Raw genomic sequence first — 17971 nt, 5'->3', positions numbered from 1 at the left:
GCCCACGCTCATGCGGACTCCCGCAGCGCGGCCGGCAGCAGGATCGGTTTCAACGTCTCGAAGCTGCGGTTCGCCTCGTCGTAGTCCTCGGGTCGACCGATGTCGAGCCAGTAGCCGTCGAAGTCGTAGGCGGCTGGCGGGTTGCCCTGGCCGATCAGGTCGAGCATCAGCTGGTCGAAGCCGAAGGCGATGCCGCTCGGGTACGCCGCGATCGTCTGCCTGGTAAGCCCGTACACGCCCATGCTGACCCGGTAGTCCAAGGTGGGCTTCTCCTTGAACTCGACGACCTTGTCGCCCTCAACGGCCAGCACTCCGAAGTCAATTTGCACCTTGCGCCGAAAAGTCGCCACGGTCACCGGGGCGCCCGAGTCGGTGTGGGCGCGTAGCAGGTCGGCGTAGTCGAGGTTGGTCAGGATGTCGCCATTCATCACCAGGAAGCGCTCCGGCAGCCGGTCGCGCATCGTGAACAGTGGTCCGACGGTGGACAACGGAGTCCGCTCCTGGGCGTAGTCGACGGACAGTCCGTGCCGCGAGCCGTCGCCGACGAACGCCCGGATCAGCGAGCCGTGGTGGTTGATCGCGATGGTCACGGTCCGGAATCCGCAGGCGGCCAGCTGGTGCAGGACCACGTCGAGGATCGCGTAGTGCTCGCCGATCGGCACCAGCGGCTTGGGCAGCGCCGTGGTGTACGGCCGCAGTCGTACCCCTTTGCCGCCCGCCATGATCACGACATGCATGTCGTCCACCTGATGCACTCCTTCGGATATTTGCACTGATTTGAGGCTACCAGCTCATTAGGCACCGATTGTCGGTATTGATGATGACCGACGGCCGTCCGAGGTCCACGCGCCATCGCGCAGAGCACCACGAGCGCCAGGGGCAGCGCCTGACCGACGTAGAACGCCAGGATGTTGTCCAGGTCTGCGGTGACCAGGATGACCGTGATCGCGCACAGCGGCAGGCAGAGCAGCTTCGCCGCGAGGTCGTCGCGCTGCCGCGCCCGCGCGTAGTACCGGGTGGCGAACCGGAGAAACAGCCCGAGGAACACGAACGACAGCAGGCCGCCAACCGGCCCGAAGTTGAGGATCGCCTCGCCGGTGACACCGAAGACTCGTTGGGAGTTGACGCCGGACTCGTACACGCCGGGTCCATACAGCACGTCCGTACCGATTGCCGACTTGCTCCGAAACCGCTCGGCACCCGCGCTGCCGGGCACCAGCAACAGCGGTGCGGCGACGTAGGTGCTCCCGTAGCTCCAGTCGGCGGCCACGAGGCGTTGCCGGTCCAGCAGCAGCGCCTGGACATCCGCCCGACCCAGATCGGCCAGCAGCACCGTCGGCAGGTCACGGCCGGTCTCCGTGGAGACCTCCTCGACGGTACGGGTGCCCTTGGCGATGTCGACGACCTCCACCCCGGCACCCTTGTAGAGCCCGTAGGCGTACACGAACATGACGACGGCGACCGCCGAGGCGACGAACGCCTTCCTGGTGATCGGCCGCACCAGCAGATGCACCAGGACCAGGCCGAGCACCAGCGGCCACAGCACCGCCGACCGGCTGCCCCGCAGGCCGCCCACCAGGAACTGGACCGCGACCAGGCCGACCAGCAGCACCACCACCAGGTCGACGCGGCGGCACAGCAGCTGCCGCCAGCGCACCAGGACCAGGCAGAACAGCAGCAACGGGAAGGACTCGCTCAGCAGCAGCAGCCAGCCCATCCCGGCCAGGGCGGTGCGGTCCTGCGTCATCGCCGTCAGGAAGCCACCCGGCCCGCCGAGCAGTACCACCTCGGCCCCGAACGCCAGGACACCGACGACGATGGCCATCAGGGCGACCGATTGGAAACGCGCCGGGTCGAGCCGGACCGGCGCTGCCTGCCGCGAATTACGCTCGGGCAACGACAGGACCACCCGGTAGAAAGCCAACCCGACCATGTTCAGGAGCGCGAGCGCGCCCAACGCCGATCGCCATCCTGCCGCCGACGGGTGCAGAAGCGGCGGCCAGTAGTCCAGCAGCACGTGCAGCACCGGCGCGAGGTAGTAGAAGTGGACGCCGAACAGGCCGAGGATCGCCTGCGGGTCGAACACGTCGCGCCGCCGCCGCAACCATTCGAAGGCGTCGGCGCCGATCAGTACGCCGCAGACCGTGACCGGGATCAGAAACCAGTGCCGCAGCCGCGGGTCCACGCAGGCCAGCACCGCGCTGGCGGACGGGATCAGGGTGGCGGCCAGCACCCAGCTCGTCGCCGGCGTACGCGCGTCGTCACTTGGGTCCGGCCCGGTCCGGGTGTCCACTAGGCGCCCGCCAGCCCGATCCGCTCGTCCAGCGCCCGCCACAACAACCGCGAGTAGGTGGCCGAGATGTGGTTACCGTCGCGCAGGGTGACCACGTTGCCGACCAGCGCCGGGCAGACCGTCGACGTGCAGAACCACGGGGTCGGGTCGACGACCAGTGCGCCCCGGTCCCGCGCGGCGGAGGCGATCATCTGCCGTCGACGGGGCTCCAGCACCACGTCGGACACCGCACCGTGACAGGTCCGCGCGTCGGCCAGGTGCAGCGCCAGGCAGTCGACCACGGTCGCCGGCAGCCACGGCACGTCACCGATCAGCACCACCTCGCTGCCGGTGGACCTGATCGTGTCGACGGTCCGCGCCCAGCCGTCGGTCCAGACCCGGTCACGATCGGTGAACACGCCGATCGGGTCACCGAAGGTGTAGTTGGTCGACGAGGTGATCACCAGCGCGGGTCGCAGCTCGCCGATCCGTCGCAGGGCCTGCTCCCGCCACTGGACGCACTCGTCGTACGGCCGGTTGACCGAGTCCAGGTGGAACCGCACCGACGCGGCGCTGCAGAACCCCTTGACCATGACGACCAGTCGCCAGCCGCGCTCGTCGGCCAGCCGACGCACCGCCGGGAACCAGCTGCCGGCGTGCGAGTCGCCGAACAACACCACGGTCTGCGCCGCGGCCGGGTCGCCGTACCCGCACGGGTGGTCGGTGCCGGTGTCGGTGATCCGCAGCACCACGCAGCCGTCGTGGAACACGGCCGGGATGTCGGTGGTCACCTCGGGCAGCGGCGGGGTCAGGTTGGCCGGCACCGGGCCGGTCTCGGCGCTGGCGGCGACCAGCCGGGCCAGGTCACGCTCGACGTCGGCCGAGGCGGCCAGGGTGGCGGCGGTGTCGACCGGGCGGCCCGGCCCCACCAGCGTCGGTTTCATCGCCAGCGCCGGCACCGCCACCGCGACGACGACGGCGGACGCCACGGCTGCCAGGCCGACGGTGCGCCACGGCCGGAGCGCATGCCGACGCCGCCGCAACGGGGCCTCGACGAGCAGGTACGTGCCGGCGGCGGCGACCAACGCACCGCCGACCAGGCCCAGGTTCTGCCCGATCGTGCCGTGCCCGCCGAGCAGGGCCGCGCCGATCACCAGGAACGGCCAGTGCCACAGGTACCACGAGTACGACAGCCGGCCGATCCACTGCAGTGGACGCAGCGCGAGCAGCCCGGCAGCTCCACCGGTGTGCGGCGCGCAGCCGGCGGCGATCACCAGCGCCGCACCGGCGACCGGCAGCAGCGCCGGGTAACCCGGGAACGGGGTGGTGCTGTCGAACAGCAGGGCGGCGGCCAGCACGGCGGCCAGCCCGGTCCAGGCCAGGCCGGCGGCGAGCCGGGCCGGCAGTCGCGACACGGCACCGGCCCCGAGGGCGATCAGCACGCCGGCCAGTAGCTGCCAGGCCCGCGCCGGGGAGCCGAAGTACGCGTACCCGGGCGACGTGGCGGTCAGCCAGACGCAGAGCGCGAAGGAGAGCGCAGCGACGCCAGCCACGACGACCAGCACCGGCCGCAGATCACCCGGACGCCACCAGGACCGGGCCGGCCGCGCCAAAGCCGGCTGCACCCGGGCCGACCGGGCCCGCCGCCTGCGCAGCAGGCGGGGCCAGCCGAGCAGCACGAGCAGCAGCAGCGGCCAGCACAGGTAGAACTGCTCCTCCACCGCCAACGACCAGTAGTGCTCCAGCGGCGACTCCCGGCGCATCGTGTCCAGGTAGTCGACGCTGTTGCGGGCCAGCAGAAAGTTCACGCAGTACGCGGCGCTCGCGATCGCCTGGGTGGCGATCCACTGCAGTTGCAGCGGCAGCCACCACCAGGCGGCGACCAGGGTGGTGACCAGCACCAGGACGGCAGCGGGCAGCAGCCGCCGGGCGCGCCGGGCGTAGAAGCCGAGGATGGAGATGGTGCCGTCGGTGGCGTACTGGCGCAGCAGCACCGAGGTGACAACGAAGCCGGAGATGACGTAGAAGACGTCAACGCCGACGTAGCCGCCGCCGAACAGTGGGACGCCCGCATGGTAGAGCACGACGAGCAGTACGGCGACCCCGCGCAGCCCTTCGATGTCGCGCCGGAACGTGCCGTGCCCACGGCCACCGAGCGCGACCGGGCGGGCCGGACCCTGAGCCGGCCCGGGCGGCTTTTCCCGGTCCCGAGCGGTGGTTACCGTGCCGGACGCGCCGGACATACCCGCCGGCACGTCCGTCGTGGCCAGCTCGGAACTGGTCATCGCTACGCACCCACTCTCCGAACCCCGACGGGTACGGACAGTTCTATCAGTGCTTTTCACCGCTAGAGCGACGTTTGCCGAATTACCTCACTATGAGCGCGAAACCACCCCATAAGTGAACGAGGTCCGCTGATCGGTCGATAGCCTGCGGCCGGATCGTCACCCGGCCGATGCCGTGCTACGTCGGACCATGGCCTACTCGGCCGGGGTCGTGAAGAAGGTGGCGAGGACGGTCAGTGCGGTACGCGACTCGTCGGGCACGCCGTCGAGCACCGTGGCCGAGCCGCGACCGGCCAGCGCGTCGGCGACCTCGGCGGCCGGCGGGGCGGCCGACTCCGCCCGAGTCGCGGCAGGCGTCGCGGTCAGCGTCACCGATTCGTCGGCGACCACCTCGAAGACGCCGCCGCCGTCGCCACCGAGGTCAAGACGCTGACGTGCCTGGGCACCGAATTTCTGCGCCACCGCCGCCGCGATGAACAGCCCGTACGCGGTCGCGCAGCTGGTCGCTTCGGGGCTGGTCGGGCGGTCGACGCCGAGCGGCAGGAAGATGTCGCGTTCGTGCAGCCACGAGTCCCACAGCACGTGCAGCGCCTGCACCGTCCAGTCCATCGGTCCGTACGGCAGGACGACGTCGAACCGGTCGTCGCGGGCCAGCCGGTCCCGGGCCACGGCGAGCGACTTCTCCGTCGTCGCGACGAGCCGGTCGAAGGTGTCGGCCGGCGACTCGCCGGTCGATGCCGCCAGCCAGTGGCGGGGAGTGGTCCGGGGGTCGAACCCGGCTGTCACGTCGAACATCCGGTCGCCCGCATCGGGAGCCATCGCAACGGTGACGTCGCCCAGGTGCCGGACGGTGTCCTGCACCGACCAGCCGGGACAGCGGGTCGGCGCGGACCACTGCTCAGGGCTCAGACTCCGCAGGTCGTCGCAGAGCTGCCGCCGTTGGGCGGCGAAGACGTCGAGCAGCCGCGCGGGATCCAGAACGGACTGATCGGCGGTCCTCAGCAGCAGCGTGGGTGGCGGGCTGTTCCCGGTCATCATCGAGTCCCCTCCGGTCGGTCGCAAAGGCATCAGCATATTCCGGAGTTGTCCACCAGGGATCGGCGTTCGAGGTGGATGCCTAGCCGACGGGAGAGGCGGGGGTGACCATGGCGTCAACCTCGCGCAGCAGCGCGTCGTAGCCGGCCGGGCTGGGCTGCTCGTCGCTGACCAGGGCGACGGTCAGCAGCGTCTGCACGGTGATGTTCTCGGCGGTGGCCGGCAGTGTCTCGTGACTGCCGAGCGCGGCCAGCAACAGGTTCTCCGCGATGACCGGATCGACCAGGGTGCGGTCGGGGTCGAACCGTTCCCGGACGCTGGCCACGAACCGGATCACCGCGCCGTGGTCGTCGCGGCGGAACCGCCGGTCGGCGCAGAGCACGAACAACGCGCTGAGCAGGTCAAGATAGTGCTGGCGGTCGGCTTCGGTGAACCGCTGCACCCAGCGATCATGGGCATGTACCTGCCCGGCCATCAGATAGCTGAGCGCCGCCACCGGCTGGTTGGTCGGCACCGGCTTTTGGGTCGTCACCGGCTTTTGGGTCGTCACAGGCGCATCTCCCGCTTCACGTTGTTCCACAATGTCCGACGGAACACCTGCCAGCGGATCCGGAACCGCAGGTGCCGACGGTTGGCGGCGACCACCGTCGACGCCATCCGGGTGCCGATGGCAAGGGCGTCCCCGTTGGGGTTGGCGATCGGCCGCACCGCGGCCAGCCGGGCGGTCCGCGCGGCCGGCGGATCGACCCCGGCGTCGAGGGCGTCGAGGTAGCGGTCCACCGCGCCGGTGCCGACGCTCAGACTGATCTCGACGTCACGCAGCCGGCTCAGCGCTACGGCCAGCCGGTCGGCGGTGGCCTGGGCGTGCGGGTGTTCGCTGCGGTGCAGCCGGTCCGTGGCGTACGCCAGCCGGTGCCGCAGGTCGGGCAGCTGGGCGGCGGCGTGCGCGGCGTGCTGGCGAGCGGTCTGCAGGCCGTACAGAATGTGTGCGACCGCGACCGGTCGGCCACCTGGCAGCTGCGGGCGCCCGGCGCTGACGGCGTCGAGGACCTCGCCGTACGCGTCCCACACCTCGTGCAGCGCGTTTTGGTAACGGTCGGTGGTCAGCCCGGCGTCCGGGTGCCGTACGCCGGCCAGTTGCTCGTCGGCGTGGGTGACGGCGGTCTCCATCGCCAGGGCGACGGTCCGCAGCACGTCGATCATGTCGGCGGCCACCTGCAACGCCTGCCCGTCGGCCGCGCTGACTTCAGCTTGTGTGTCGGTCATGCCGGCCTCCGCCACCAGGTGAACCGTGCCCGGTCGTTGTCGGTGGTCCGGGCCGGGTCGAGCAGGGTCTGGTCGAGCAGGGTCGCACCGGGCCGGCGGAACGGCAGCCGGTGGTAGCGGGCCAGGGTCGCTTCGGCGGCGGCCAGCTCGACGCAGGGGCCGGGCCGTCCGCAGCCAAGACAACACCCGTTGTACGCCGATGTGGTGTGCCTGTCGACGGCCTGTTGCGCGTTGACGACCCGGTCGCGGGCGTACGCGGCGTAGTAGTTCGCTGGTCTCTGGTTGACCGTGGCGTTCGGTGTCGGGGCGGGTCGGGGGTCGGATGTCACCGGTCGGTGCCTCCCGTTCAGGCGTGGAGAGGGCGCACCTGGTCAGCCGGCGGGGCGGCCGGCTGACCAGGCTCCTTGCGGGGAACCAGCTCCGGGTTTGCAGACCTGGGAACCGGTCAATGGGAGCTTTGCACACCTGGATGCACCAAGCAAGACACCGAGCCAACTTTGTACATCCGGTCGCACATAGCTTTGCTGTAGTAGCTGTGTCTTGTCGTACATAGCTGGGCTGTGATCCAATGGCGGGGCAGACCTGGGAGTCCAAAATGCCCGTGAAGCCCAAGTGGGAGCAGCTCGTTGATCACATCCGCTCGCAGATCGAGTCCGGCGAGCTCAGTCCCGGCGATCAACTGCCGTCGACAGCGCAGCTACGCGAGCAGCACAACGTCTCCACCACAGTAGTCCGCCGAGCCATCCTCATGTTGCAGATGCAGGGCATCGTGCAGGGCGTACACGGGCTTGGGGTGTTTGTCGCCGACCGCGACGACGCCGGCGGCTCGTAGCCCGACCCTGCTGGACCGCCGCCGGCAGAATCCCCCGCGACCTCCGCGAGTGGAGGGCTGAGGCACGTTAAGACGCCCGAATTACGTGCCTCAGCCCTCCACTCGCGAACGGATGCGGCCCACGACCGTCGCTCTGGTGGCCCAGGGTCAGGCGGCGTCGGCCTCCGGCTCGGCCGCTCTCGCCTTGACCGTACGCAGGATGCTGACCAGCTTGTCGACGTCCGCCGACGGAAATACCGAGTCCGGGCCAGCCGGAGCCTTCTCGGTGAACGGCGACTCGTAGAGCCGGCTCGGCTCCATCACCCCGTTCTGCGTCAGGTGGTCGATCATCGTGTTGATGAAGTCGAGCTGCCCGGCATCGAGGTTGCGGCCGGCGGTGAACTCGTCGAACACCTCGGTCGCGGCCTGGCGGTCCAGCCCGACGAGGGAGCGCAGGAACAGCCCGAGGCCGTTGGCCCGCCGCCGGGCCTGGGCGATCTCCTGCTCACTGCCGCCGCAGTCGACCAGCATCCGTTCCAGCTCAGCCAGATCGGTCGGCGACAGCTGCCGGTTACGCCGCAGCTTCTGCAACGCCACATGGTCCTCGTGGGTCCGCAGGTGCACCCGGACCTTCTCCCGGAACCGCTCGAAGTCGGTGCCGACGTCAAGGCCGGTGAGGCGTACCTCGGTCACGTCGTTGATCTGGTCCTCGAAGTCGGTGTAGACGATCGCCCGCTTCGACTTCTCGACCAGCCTGATCAACGACCGGACCCGCCGCCGCAGCACTTCCAGCATCGGCAGGGTGACGTCACGCCACCACTCCTCGGCGGCGACCTGGTCGAGCAGCTCCACCTCGGCGCGGATCGCCGGGATGTTGCTCTGCTCCAGCAACGCGGCGGCGATCGCCTGCACATCGGCTTTGGTCCGGTCGAAGCGGCCACCGGCACCGAGCCGGGCGAGTTGCAGCCGCAGAATCATCAGGTCGAACCGTTTTGCTTCCTCGTCACCGCTGAGGCGCATGTCGCTCGGCAACCGAGCCAGTTCGTGGCTGATCTCTTCCGACGCCGCCGGCGTAAGCCGCTGCCAGCTCGCCGGGTCGGCGTACCGCTCGACTGCCTGCCGGTGTGGGCGGACCAGGAAGTTCTCCAGCCGCATGCCGGCGACCAGGCCGCGCAGCTCGTTCGCGACGTCCCAGCGCAGCCCGGATTCGCTGCGGGTACCGTCGCCGTCGATGACCGTGCCGGTCGGTAGCCGCTGGTCGAGCTGGCTGATCAGCTCGACCTTCGCCTTGAAGATCCGCTCACTGAGCGACACGGCCGTGGACCCCTCGGTGCGGGTGGGTGACTGGCCGAAGTACTCAAAGTTTTCGCAGAAGTCGAAGATCAGGAAGTCTTTCTTGTGCTGACCGGGGCCGTACAGGTCGTTGCGCAGCCTGGTGCCCCGGCCGATCATCTGCCAGAACTTCGTCTTGGACCGGACCTGCTTGAAGAAGACCAGGTTGACGACCTCGGGCACGTCGATGCCGGTGTCCATCATGTCGACGGAGATGGCGATGTGCGGATCCTTGACTGATGCGCCGAAGGAGTCGATGAGAGTTTGGGCGTACCGGTCCTTGTGCAGCACGACCTGGGCGAACTTGCCGAGCAGCTGCGGGTAGCTGGCGTTGAACCGGTCGGCGATGAACTCGGCGTGCCGGGTGTTCTTGGCGAAGATGATGGTCTTGCCGAGCCAGTCGCCGCCGGCGACCCGGTGCCCCCGGGTCATCAGCAGTTCGAGGACCTTGTCGACGGTGTCGGCGTTGAACAGCCACTGGTTGATGGCCTGCGCGTCGACCCGCTCCGGGGCCTCCTCCTCACCCCACTCCAGCTCGTCCCACTTCTCCTTCTCGTGCTCGGGAAGGTCGTCGTAGCGGATGCCGTGCCGCGGATACCTGATCGCGACCGATACGGCACGCGGCGGGACCAGGTAGCCCTCGCGGATCGCGTCCTGCAGGCCGTACACGTCGGTCGGCACGCCGTTCTCCAGGTTGAACAGGCGGTACGTGTTGCGATCGACCTCGTCCTTCGGGGTGGCGGTCAGCCCGACCAGCAGCGAGTCGAAGTAGTTGAAGATGGCGCCGTACTTCTGGTAGACCGACCGGTGCGCCTCGTCGATGATCACCAGGTCGAAGTAGCCCGGCCCGAACCGCCGGCTGCCGCCCTCGTCCAGCTCGTTGATCAGACCCATCATCGTCGGGTACGTGGCGACGTAGACGCGGCCGTCGGTGCGGTTGCGGTCCTGCGACAGGTTGACCGTCACCGTGTCCGAAAGGTGCGTCTTGAAGGCGTTCGTCGCCTGCTGCACCAGCGCCAACCGGTCGGCGAGGAACAGCACCCGCTTGATCCAGTTGGCCCGCTGCAGCAGGTCGACCAGGGCGATCGTGGTGCGGGTCTTACCGGCCCCGGTAGCCATCACCACCAGCGCCTTACGCTGGCCGTCGACCTCGAACGTGTCGGCGATCCGGCGGATCGCCCGCTGCTGGTAGTGCCGGTTGACGATCCCCCGGTCGATCGACGTGTCGGCCAGCCGCTGCCGGGTCGACCGACGCTGGATCAGCAGCTCAAGCTGATCCTTGGTGTAGAAACCCTGGACCTTGCGGTACGGGTACCGCAGGTCGTCCCAGAGCCAGATCTCGTAGCCGTTGGTGTAGAAGATCACCGGTCGCCGGCCGTACATCCGCTCCAGCGCGTCGGCGTACAGCCGGGCCTGATTCTGGCCGTCGATGGCGTGCCGCCGGGCGCTCTTGGCCTCGACGATCGCCAGCGGCCGATCGTCGTCACCCCACAGCACATAGTCGACGTAGCCGATGCCGGTCTGGTTCGGCATGCCACTGACCTGGAACTCGGTGTCCCGTGCCTGATCCAGCGCCCAACCTGCCTCGTGCAGCAGCAGGTCGATGAACAGGTCCCGGGTCTGCTGCTCGTTGTAGTCGTGGGTGTCCGGCACCCTGCTGTTACGTTCCTTGGCGGCGGCGACCTGCTCACGGAGTCGCTTGATCTGCCCGTCGAGGTCACCGTCGAACTCGGCCGCTGTCTCGCGCTCCTCGCGCTCCTCCTGCGCGGCGAGCTGGTCGGCGAGGGCACGCAGCTCGGCACGGGTCTTGGCCTCGCGCACCGCCGGCCTTGGCAGCAACGCCTCGTCGAAGACGAGGCTGCTTGACGGCACGGCGGCCTGGTCGCGGGTGTAGGTACGGGCCAGCCAGTACATCAGGTGGAACAGCTCCTGGCAGACCACGAGCGCGTCCCGGTCACTGACCCGACGGCTCTCGTGGACCGCCTGGTTGCCCTGCCGCCGGATAATCTCCATCTTGGCGTGCAGGTCCTCGCCGACCAGGTTCTTCAGCGCCGGCTCCGCGATCCGCGCGGCGAGCTGACCCCGGTACGGCCGCCGCAGCGCCTCATCGGCCCGGTAGAGCCACTTGACCAGGTGTTCGAGGCAGCGCCGGGCATAGAAGCAGGCGGTACGCGGGTCAGCGTACGTGTGCTGCTCGACGCGCTGCGCCTCGTCGAACAGGTCAGGCCACTCAGCCCGCAGGAAGGCGAAGTTGCTGGCTGCCGTCACAGCTCCCCCCGGAACGCCCGGTGCTGCAGCGACGCAAACAACGCATCCAACTCCCCCAACGCCCGCCGCTGCACCGAGCCGATCCGGTGAAGGTGCTCAGCTTGGCGACTAAACTTCAACCGCTCGTTGAGCGGTGGATATCCGACAACCACCGACAAAACCTTGTCCTGGGAGATGTTCTTCATCGACCCACTTGTCCCAGTCGATCGCCCTCTAATAACTCTTCGAAAAGATGGCTGCCAAAAGAGCCGATACGCGAACCAAGGAAGGGCATCCGCTTCCGTCCGCCACTCAAATCTCCAAATCTTATCTGGCAGCAATAAGTTCGGAGGGCATCCATGCACCAACGCCACCGCGCCAACCAACTCCTCCGTGTTGGCGCGGCTAAACAGTAGGTCACCAGATCGAACAAAGTGCGAAACTGGAGGGGAGTAACCCGCCGGCACGGGTTTCACTTCTGCGGGATCGAATATCCCCGAAGTAACCGAGCTGACCTTGAGCACCCGAAGGTCGGACGAATTATCGTCTCCAACAACATTCTTCCCAGCCTCAAAACCCGCGACGAAGTCGCCAACCCTGCACGTCGACCAGCCTCGGTCATTGGCACACAGATCACCGAAAGCCTGCATAAATACCGAGTCAACCAGCGCGTCGACACCAGCTATCACCCGACGCCTCCGCGCGCGCAGGGTGTCGACGCGGTCCAGCACGTCCGCGATCCACCGCTGGCGATCGATGTCAACCAAGGGGATCATCGCCGCACGAACAGTTCGATCAGTCACTGCAGGATAGTTGGCACCCGTGGATTTCCGAACCATCTCCCCAACGAAGGATTGCGATCTAACCCAGTGATATAAATACCCACTGTCCAGCTTTCCAGTGGGACGCAGGACGCTGAATCCAGTTGACGCCGTCGCCCCGGAAAACTCTTCAGTAACCCGAGCCACACCGTTAAGATTTGGCCTCACAGTCGACACCAGAACATCGCCAATCTCCACAATTTGACGTGCCCGACTCGGCGCCTCACTCCCCACGATTTTCCTAGCCTCGACGATCTTCTTTTCGCTTTGATCGACCGAACTCAAATCTATATACTCGAATGATTGCGCACCAAACTGCTGCGGATTCCAATTCTCAACTCCGACGGTCACGTCACCGATCGGCACGTACTTGACGCCGCTCGTCACAGCAGCCCCTTGAGGTCGGCGAGGCCCTGCTGGATCTCGGATTCGAGGCGTTCGAGTTCGGCGATGATTTCGGCTGGTGGCCGGTGCTCGACCTCCTCGTGCACGATCTCCTTGTAGCGGTTGAGGCTCAGGTCGTAGTCCTGGGCGACGATGTCGTCCTTCGGCACGCAGAAGGACTGCTCGGTGCGGGCACGCTCCCGCTCGGCACCGTCGCGCTGCTTCCAGCGGGCCAGCACGTCCGGCAGGTTGTTCTTGGCGTGCTCCTCGGCGGTCAGCGCCTCGGTCGGCACAGGGCCGAGCTTCGCCTCCGGTAGCAGCGGGTTGCGCTTGTCGTCGAGGCTCCAACCGTCGGCCTTCACCTCGTAGAACCAGACGTTGCCCGTACCGCCGCTGTTGGTCTTGGTGAAGAACAGGATCGCGGTCGACACCCCGGCGTACGGCTTGAAGACCCCACCGGGCAGCTTGACCACCGCGTCGAGCTTCTGGTCCTCGACCAGCATGCGGCGCAGCTCCTTGTGTGCCTTGCTGGAGCCGAAGAGCACCCCGTCGGGCACGACCACCGCCGCCTGGCCGCCGTTGCGCAGCAGCCGCAGGAACAGCGCGAGGAACAGCAGCTCGGTCTTCTTCGTCTTGACCGTCTGCTGAAGGATCCGCGAGGTGCGCTCGTAGTCCAGGCTGCCGGCGAACGGCGGGTTGGCCAAGATCACCGAGTACGCCTCGGTCTCGTCGCTGACGTCGTCACCGAGGGAGTCCCGGTAGTCGATGGCCGGGTTCTCCACCCCGTGCAGCAGCATGTTCATGCTGCCGACCCGCAGCATCGTGTTGTCGAAGTCGAAGCCGTGGAACATGTCCTGGTGGAAGTGATCACGTAGCACCGGCTCGTGCAGCGCGTCCGGGTGCCGCCGGCGGATGTACTCGACCGCGCCGACCAGAAAGCCGGCGGTGCCGCAGGCCGGGTCGCAGATGCGATCCTTCGGGCCGGGCTCCACCATCTCGACCATCAGGTTGATGATGTGCCGGGGCGTCCGGAACTGACCGTTGTGCCCAGCCGTCGCGATCTTGCTGAGCATGTACTCGTACAGGTCACCCTTGGTGTCCCGGTCATCCATCGGGATGTCGTCGATCATGTCGACGACCCGCCCGAGCAGCGCCGGGTTCGGGATGGTGAAGCGGGCGTCCTTCATGTGCCGCGAGTACGCCGACCCGTCACCGCCCAGGGTGCGCAGGAACGGGAAGACGTGCTCGCCGACGATCTCGTACATCTTCCGCGGATCGATGCTCTTGAAGCGCTGCCAGCGCAGCTCGCTGTATGGCACGCCGAGCGGGTCGTCGCCGTCGGGGTAGATGTGCCGGACCCCGTCGGGGCCGAGGCGCTGTGCCCGGTTGTCGGCGAGGGTCTGCAACTCGTCGAGACGGCGGATGAACAGCAGATACGTAATCTGCTCGATCACTTCGAGGGGATTGGAGATACCGCCCGACCAGAAGGCATCCCAGATGCGGTCGATCTTGCTCTTCAGTTCACCAGTGATCACGGAGTCATGTCCCAAGGGCTGAGTGGTGGTGGACACGGAACCGTTTAGGTTCCGACGCATTCACACCGGGCACAAGAGACGGTCAGGCAGATCACTTGCGACAGTCGCAGCACGACAGCGATGATCATGCCAGACTTGGTAACCGTACGGAGGAATCAACGCTGGTCAAAACATGATCAACCTACAGGTTTGACAGGTACGCCTTCAGGCTCTTGACTGCTTGGTGAGTCAGGACGGCGGCTTCCTCGACGTTGGCGCGGGACAGCTCCGACCAGGTGTAGATCTCCTGCGTACGGTCCTGACGCCCACCGGCGAGCAGCTGTGCCACGCCGAGCTGACTCGCCCGCATCGCGTTGGCGACATTCGCCAGCTTCGCCTGCTGCGTCTCGATCTCATCGAGCAGCCGACGCAGTTGCTGAAGGTAGGAGCCGGTGCTCCCGCCGCCCCCACCACTGCCGCCCCGGCTCGCCGGGCCGCCGATGGTGACCATCCGGTCGCCACCGCCCCGGCTCCGATGGCCGGGGTAGCGGCGGCGGACGCTGCTCAACGGTCTCGCACCGCCACCACCAGCGCCGGAGCCGCCCGAGGTCGTGCCGTCGCCCGCCCGAGCCTCACGTCGCCGGTCCAACACCGTGTTGACGAACCCCTTGCCGACAGCACCGAGGGCATGAGCGACGAAGGCACCAGCGATGGCGACCGGCGCGGGCGGCAACCCCCATCGGGTGGCGGCAAGCCCGATCAGTGCGCCCAGCCCGGCACCGAGTTGCTGGACCAGCGTCCCGCTGCCTTCCTTGGCCACCTCGTGCTTGAACCGCGACGCGAACGAGCGGTCCGGCGTGGAGCGCTGCTGTGCCTGCCTGCGATACCTCACGACGCCACGATCGGATCCAACGCGGCACAGGCCGCCGAGATCATCAAGGGCAGCACTTCCGCCACCTCACGCGCCAAGGACTCGGCTGTCAGGTTGAGCGGCTCCCCGCCAGCAGCGACGTGCTCCGAGTCATCGGCGTAGAAGGCGCACGCGGTCCACAGGTCGGGATGCAGAAACGAGAACGACCACTGGGCATACACATCACTCGACACGGCGACGAGGGGTTGGGCGGCGATGCCGATGCGGTGCTGGTGAGGGGCGTCCGGGGTGGAGCCGAGGCCCTGGGCCAACGGCAGCAGCTTGTGCCGGCTGAACACCGGGCGCAGGTCGCCGTCCGGGTCGAACTCGACCAGCAGGCCCCGGGCGATCAGGTCGTCGACGTACCGGGCGGCCTGCGGCTCCGGCTTGGGTGCGGTCTCCAGCATTCGTACCAGCGACTCCCGGTTGACCGACAGCTTGGCGTGCCGGTCCGGGTAGAGGAACGCCGCCGCCCACACCGCTGCCTCGGTCTCGGTCAGCTCGACCAGGTCGTCACCGAGATGCACCTCGTAGCACTCCGGCGTCGGATCCGGTGGACGGACGTACCGGTAGCGCGGACCCATGCTCAACCCGGCGGGCACGATCACAGTCGACATACCGCCCAGTCTCCCAGCCTCAGCCAAGCCGATGCCGCCAGCATCTGGCCCAGCACGGGCAATGGTCAACGGGCTCGTCAGGCTGCCACCTTCGCCACGTCGTACGCCTCGACGAAGTCCCGTGCCGCTGGCACCCGGTCGGCCATCTGCCCGAGGTCGGCCCGCAATCCGGCGAGCCGCTTGCGGCCACGCCCGGACTTCAGCTCGGCGATGTCGGGCAGCGCGTCCAGCCCGACAGTGCCCGCTGCGGTGGAGTCGCCCTGCTGGTGCAGCGCGATCGCCAGGCTGACCTTGCCGAGAATCTGGTTCCGCCGGTAGACCGGGTCGTGGTGCGCCAGGCTGGCCTGCAGGCAGGGAACCGCCCGCTCGGGACGGCCGAGCGCCAGCTGCGACAACGCCTCCACCGCGTTGACCTCGGTGTCGTTGACAAACCTGGTGTAGAGCGGGTCGTCGTCGCTGGGGCCACGGTCGTACGCGGTCTTCGCCCTGGCCAGGGCTCGGCTGGACTCGATGCCGTCGCCCATCAACGCGGACGCGTGGGTGGTCCGCAGATGCAGCAGGCTGGTCAGCCGAGGGGTCGCCCACGGGCCGGAGATGCGTCGGGCAGCCTCGGCGATCTGCAGAGACTCGACCGGCCGCACCTCCCTGACCAGCATCGCCATGACCACCATGGCGTGGACCTCAAGGTGCGGATCGTCGCGCAGTCGGGCGCGGACGATCGCTTCCTGCAGGTAGCGGCGCGACTCGGCACGCCGCTCCGCGTCCAGCGCCAGCCAGCCGATCCAGGCTTCCAGGTCGCCGAGGTTGCTCTGCAGCGCGTCGCCGACCTGCCGTGGATAGGTGGCCTGCCGCTCCCAGCGGGTCAGCCGGCGGTGCATGGCGATGGCAACGTCGCAGAGGCTGCCGCCGCCGGCCGCCGCGTCGGCCCGCTCAAGGCTCGCGATGGTGGCCGACACCTGCTGCAGGTGCTCCATGCTCAGGTGCTGCGGCACATCGGGAGCGGTGACCCAGTCTCGCAGCGGGGTGGCGATGCCCAGGCCCGCCAGAGCGGCATTGATCGTGAAAGCACGCCGGTCCGTAAGATCACCTCCATTGTCGTCCCCCGATGTAACGGTACCGCCCCAATCGCCAATGTCCAGAGATCGATTTTCCGGCTCCCCGGCGAGCAGGGCGTCAAGCTCGTCGAACGAAGTGCCGAGCGCTTCCGCGAGTTGTGCTCGGGTATACGGTTGTGGCTCGGCCTTACCCCGCTCCCACCGGGCAACGGTGGTGCGGTCGACCTGCAGACGCTCGGCCAGCCCTTCCTGGCTGAAGCCGGCCGCCCTGCGCCTCCTGATGAAACCGTCTCGCCGTCCGGTCAACTGGACGCCCTCCCGTCGCGGCCCGTGTCCACGGTGAACACCAGTAACGCAGATCAGAGAGATCAATTCAACGGGCTGTGGACAACTCGCACTTGTCATCTTTCGTGGAGGTTCCACCCTTCCTCTTGACCTCAACGGTCTTGCTTTCTCGTTGGTCCGGTCGCGTGAAAGGCTGCAGGAGTACCGGTAGCAGCCACGGCGACCGGAGCGGGAAGCGGGTGGCAGGCGTACCCGGGGGCCGTCGGCGAGTTCGTCATGCTGGACGACGGTCGGCGGGCGACGCCCGTCCCGGTGCCGCCCCCGCCACCGAGGCCATGGAAGAGGCCCGGCTGCGGCTGTCCGGTCGGCTGGACCGACGCCGCTCCTAGCAGGCGGTCGACGTCGTCGTGGCCCGGCATCCGATGCTGCGTACGGTGTTCCCGGCCGGGGCACCCCGGCTGTTGAAGGAGCTGGTCACCCCGTTCGGCCACTCCGGGTTCGTCTGCCGGACACGGTGGCGTCCTGCCAGGTGGAGTCGTTGCTGCAGGCGGACCGGCCGGACCTGCCGCTGGTGCACGGCCCGGTGGAGCCGGAGCTGGCCGCCGCATACTGGTCGGCGGGGCTGGCGGCGGCCCCGCTGCATCTGGACGGCACCACCGTCGCCGACCTGGTCGACGGCCGGATGCGGCAAGTCAAAAGGACAGACGTGACGACGGAGGAGCCACAGTGACCCCGGAACCCGGCATCGACATACTGCTCGACCAGGTCCGCGGTCGCCTCGACCGGGTCGACGCCCGGACCGCCTACCAGGCCCAGCAGGACGGCAGGGCCGTGCTGGTCGACATCCGTCCGGCCGCTCAACGCGCAGAGTACGGCGGAATTCCCGGGGCGTACGTGATCGAACGCAACGTGCTTGAGTGGCGCCTCGACCCGCACAGCGCGGCGCGGCTCGACGTGGCCGACACCCCGCAGCTGTGGCCGATCGTCGTCTGCCAGGAGGGGTACGCGTCGTCGCTGGCCGCCGCGTCGCTGCAGGACACCGGCCTGCCGTTGGCCACCGACCTGGCCGGTGGCTTCGCGGCCTGGCGGGCCGCCGGGCTTCCGGTGCTCGCCCAGCCGGGCTGAGCGACCACCGGT

General features: G+C 68.1%; 16 protein-coding genes. 3 read left to right on the top strand and 13 right to left on the bottom strand.

Annotated features, from left to right (window positions below; all coding sequences use genetic code 11):
• Positions 1–8: 8 nt before the first annotated feature.
• From ACFHWU_RS19810 to ACFHWU_RS19780, 7 genes are all read right to left on the bottom strand, one after another.
• Positions 9–737 (bottom strand): sugar phosphate nucleotidyltransferase, encoded by a 729-nt coding sequence (locus tag ACFHWU_RS19810; protein WP_416591250.1) that lies wholly within the window; start codon positions 735–737, stop codon positions 9–11.
• The gene (locus ACFHWU_RS19805) at positions 725–2293 is read right to left on the bottom strand and encodes a hypothetical protein (RefSeq protein ID WP_416591243.1); all 1569 of its coding nucleotides are present in this window, start codon (positions 2291–2293) and stop codon (positions 725–727) included. Before ACFHWU_RS19805 ends, ACFHWU_RS19810 begins: the two co-directional genes overlap by 13 nt.
• Positions 2293–4557 carry an acyltransferase family protein gene (locus ACFHWU_RS19800; protein ID WP_416591242.1) on the bottom strand — a complete coding sequence of 755 codons (2265 nt, stop codon included), beginning with the start codon at positions 4555–4557 and terminating at the stop codon, positions 2293–2295. The genes ACFHWU_RS19805 and ACFHWU_RS19800 overlap by 1 nt, the downstream gene beginning before the upstream one ends.
• A gap of 195 nt (positions 4558–4752) precedes the next feature.
• The gene (locus ACFHWU_RS19795; RefSeq protein ID WP_416591241.1) at positions 4753–5595 is read right to left on the bottom strand and encodes a maleylpyruvate isomerase family mycothiol-dependent enzyme; all 843 of its coding nucleotides are present in this window, start codon (positions 5593–5595) and stop codon (positions 4753–4755) included.
• Between the two features lie 79 nt (positions 5596–5674).
• Complete coding sequence (locus ACFHWU_RS19790; RefSeq protein WP_416591240.1) at positions 5675–6124, bottom strand: hypothetical protein; 450 nt, start codon at positions 6122–6124, stop codon at positions 5675–5677.
• A 14-nt stretch (positions 6125–6138) separates the two neighbouring features.
• Entirely contained in the window at positions 6139–6858 is a 720-nt protein-coding gene (locus ACFHWU_RS19785) for a hypothetical protein (protein ID WP_416591239.1), read from the bottom strand.
• Positions 6855–7187, bottom strand: coding sequence for a hypothetical protein (locus ACFHWU_RS19780; protein ID WP_416591238.1), 333 nt, complete (start codon positions 7185–7187; stop codon positions 6855–6857). Before ACFHWU_RS19780 ends, ACFHWU_RS19785 begins: the two co-directional genes overlap by 4 nt.
• 239 nt (positions 7188–7426) lie before the next feature.
• Between ACFHWU_RS19780 and ACFHWU_RS19775 the strand changes: the two genes are divergently transcribed.
• On the top strand, positions 7427–7690 hold the full coding sequence (locus ACFHWU_RS19775; RefSeq protein ID WP_416552714.1) for a winged helix-turn-helix domain-containing protein: 264 nt from the start codon (positions 7427–7429) through the stop codon (positions 7688–7690).
• Positions 7691–7837: 147 nt separating this feature from the next.
• Here ACFHWU_RS19775 and ACFHWU_RS19770 read toward each other — a convergent pair whose 3' ends face one another.
• The 6 genes from ACFHWU_RS19770 to ACFHWU_RS19745 form a co-directional block, all read right to left on the bottom strand.
• Positions 7838–11269: a DEAD/DEAH box helicase family protein gene (locus ACFHWU_RS19770; RefSeq protein ID WP_416591237.1), complete on the bottom strand. Its 3432-nt coding sequence runs from the start codon at positions 11267–11269 to the stop codon at positions 7838–7840.
• Positions 11266–12456, bottom strand: a complete 1191-nt coding sequence (locus ACFHWU_RS19765) for a hypothetical protein (RefSeq protein WP_416591236.1) — start codon at positions 12454–12456, stop codon at positions 11266–11268. The genes ACFHWU_RS19770 and ACFHWU_RS19765 overlap by 4 nt, the downstream gene beginning before the upstream one ends.
• Entirely contained in the window at positions 12453–13988 is a 1536-nt protein-coding gene (locus tag ACFHWU_RS19760) for a type I restriction-modification system subunit M (protein ID WP_416591235.1), read from the bottom strand. The genes ACFHWU_RS19765 and ACFHWU_RS19760 overlap by 4 nt, the downstream gene beginning before the upstream one ends.
• Positions 13989–14169: 181 nt before the next feature.
• Positions 14170–14859: a hypothetical protein gene (locus tag ACFHWU_RS19755; protein WP_416591234.1), complete on the bottom strand. Its 690-nt coding sequence runs from the start codon at positions 14857–14859 to the stop codon at positions 14170–14172.
• The gene (locus ACFHWU_RS19750; protein ID WP_416591233.1) at positions 14856–15494 is read right to left on the bottom strand and encodes a hypothetical protein; all 639 of its coding nucleotides are present in this window, start codon (positions 15492–15494) and stop codon (positions 14856–14858) included. Before ACFHWU_RS19750 ends, ACFHWU_RS19755 begins: the two co-directional genes overlap by 4 nt.
• A 77-nt stretch (positions 15495–15571) precedes the next feature.
• Positions 15572–16855: a helix-turn-helix transcriptional regulator gene (locus ACFHWU_RS19745; RefSeq protein WP_416591232.1), complete on the bottom strand. Its 1284-nt coding sequence runs from the start codon at positions 16853–16855 to the stop codon at positions 15572–15574.
• Between the two features lie 508 nt (positions 16856–17363).
• Here ACFHWU_RS19745 and ACFHWU_RS19740 point away from each other — a divergent pair.
• Positions 17364–17564, top strand: a complete 201-nt coding sequence (locus ACFHWU_RS19740; RefSeq protein WP_416552702.1) for a hypothetical protein — start codon at positions 17364–17366, stop codon at positions 17562–17564.
• Positions 17561–17959, top strand: a complete 399-nt coding sequence (locus ACFHWU_RS19735; RefSeq protein WP_416591231.1) for a rhodanese-like domain-containing protein — start codon at positions 17561–17563, stop codon at positions 17957–17959. Before ACFHWU_RS19740 ends, ACFHWU_RS19735 begins: the two co-directional genes overlap by 4 nt.
• Positions 17960–17971 lie beyond the last annotated feature (12 nt).

It is taken from the genome of Micromonospora sp. LOL_015, assembly GCF_048060275.1.
GTDB lineage: Bacteria > Actinomycetota > Actinomycetes > Mycobacteriales > Micromonosporaceae > Micromonospora_E.
Note: the sequence above shows the minus strand (reverse complement) of the source record. Positions and strands in the feature narration are given on the sequence as shown.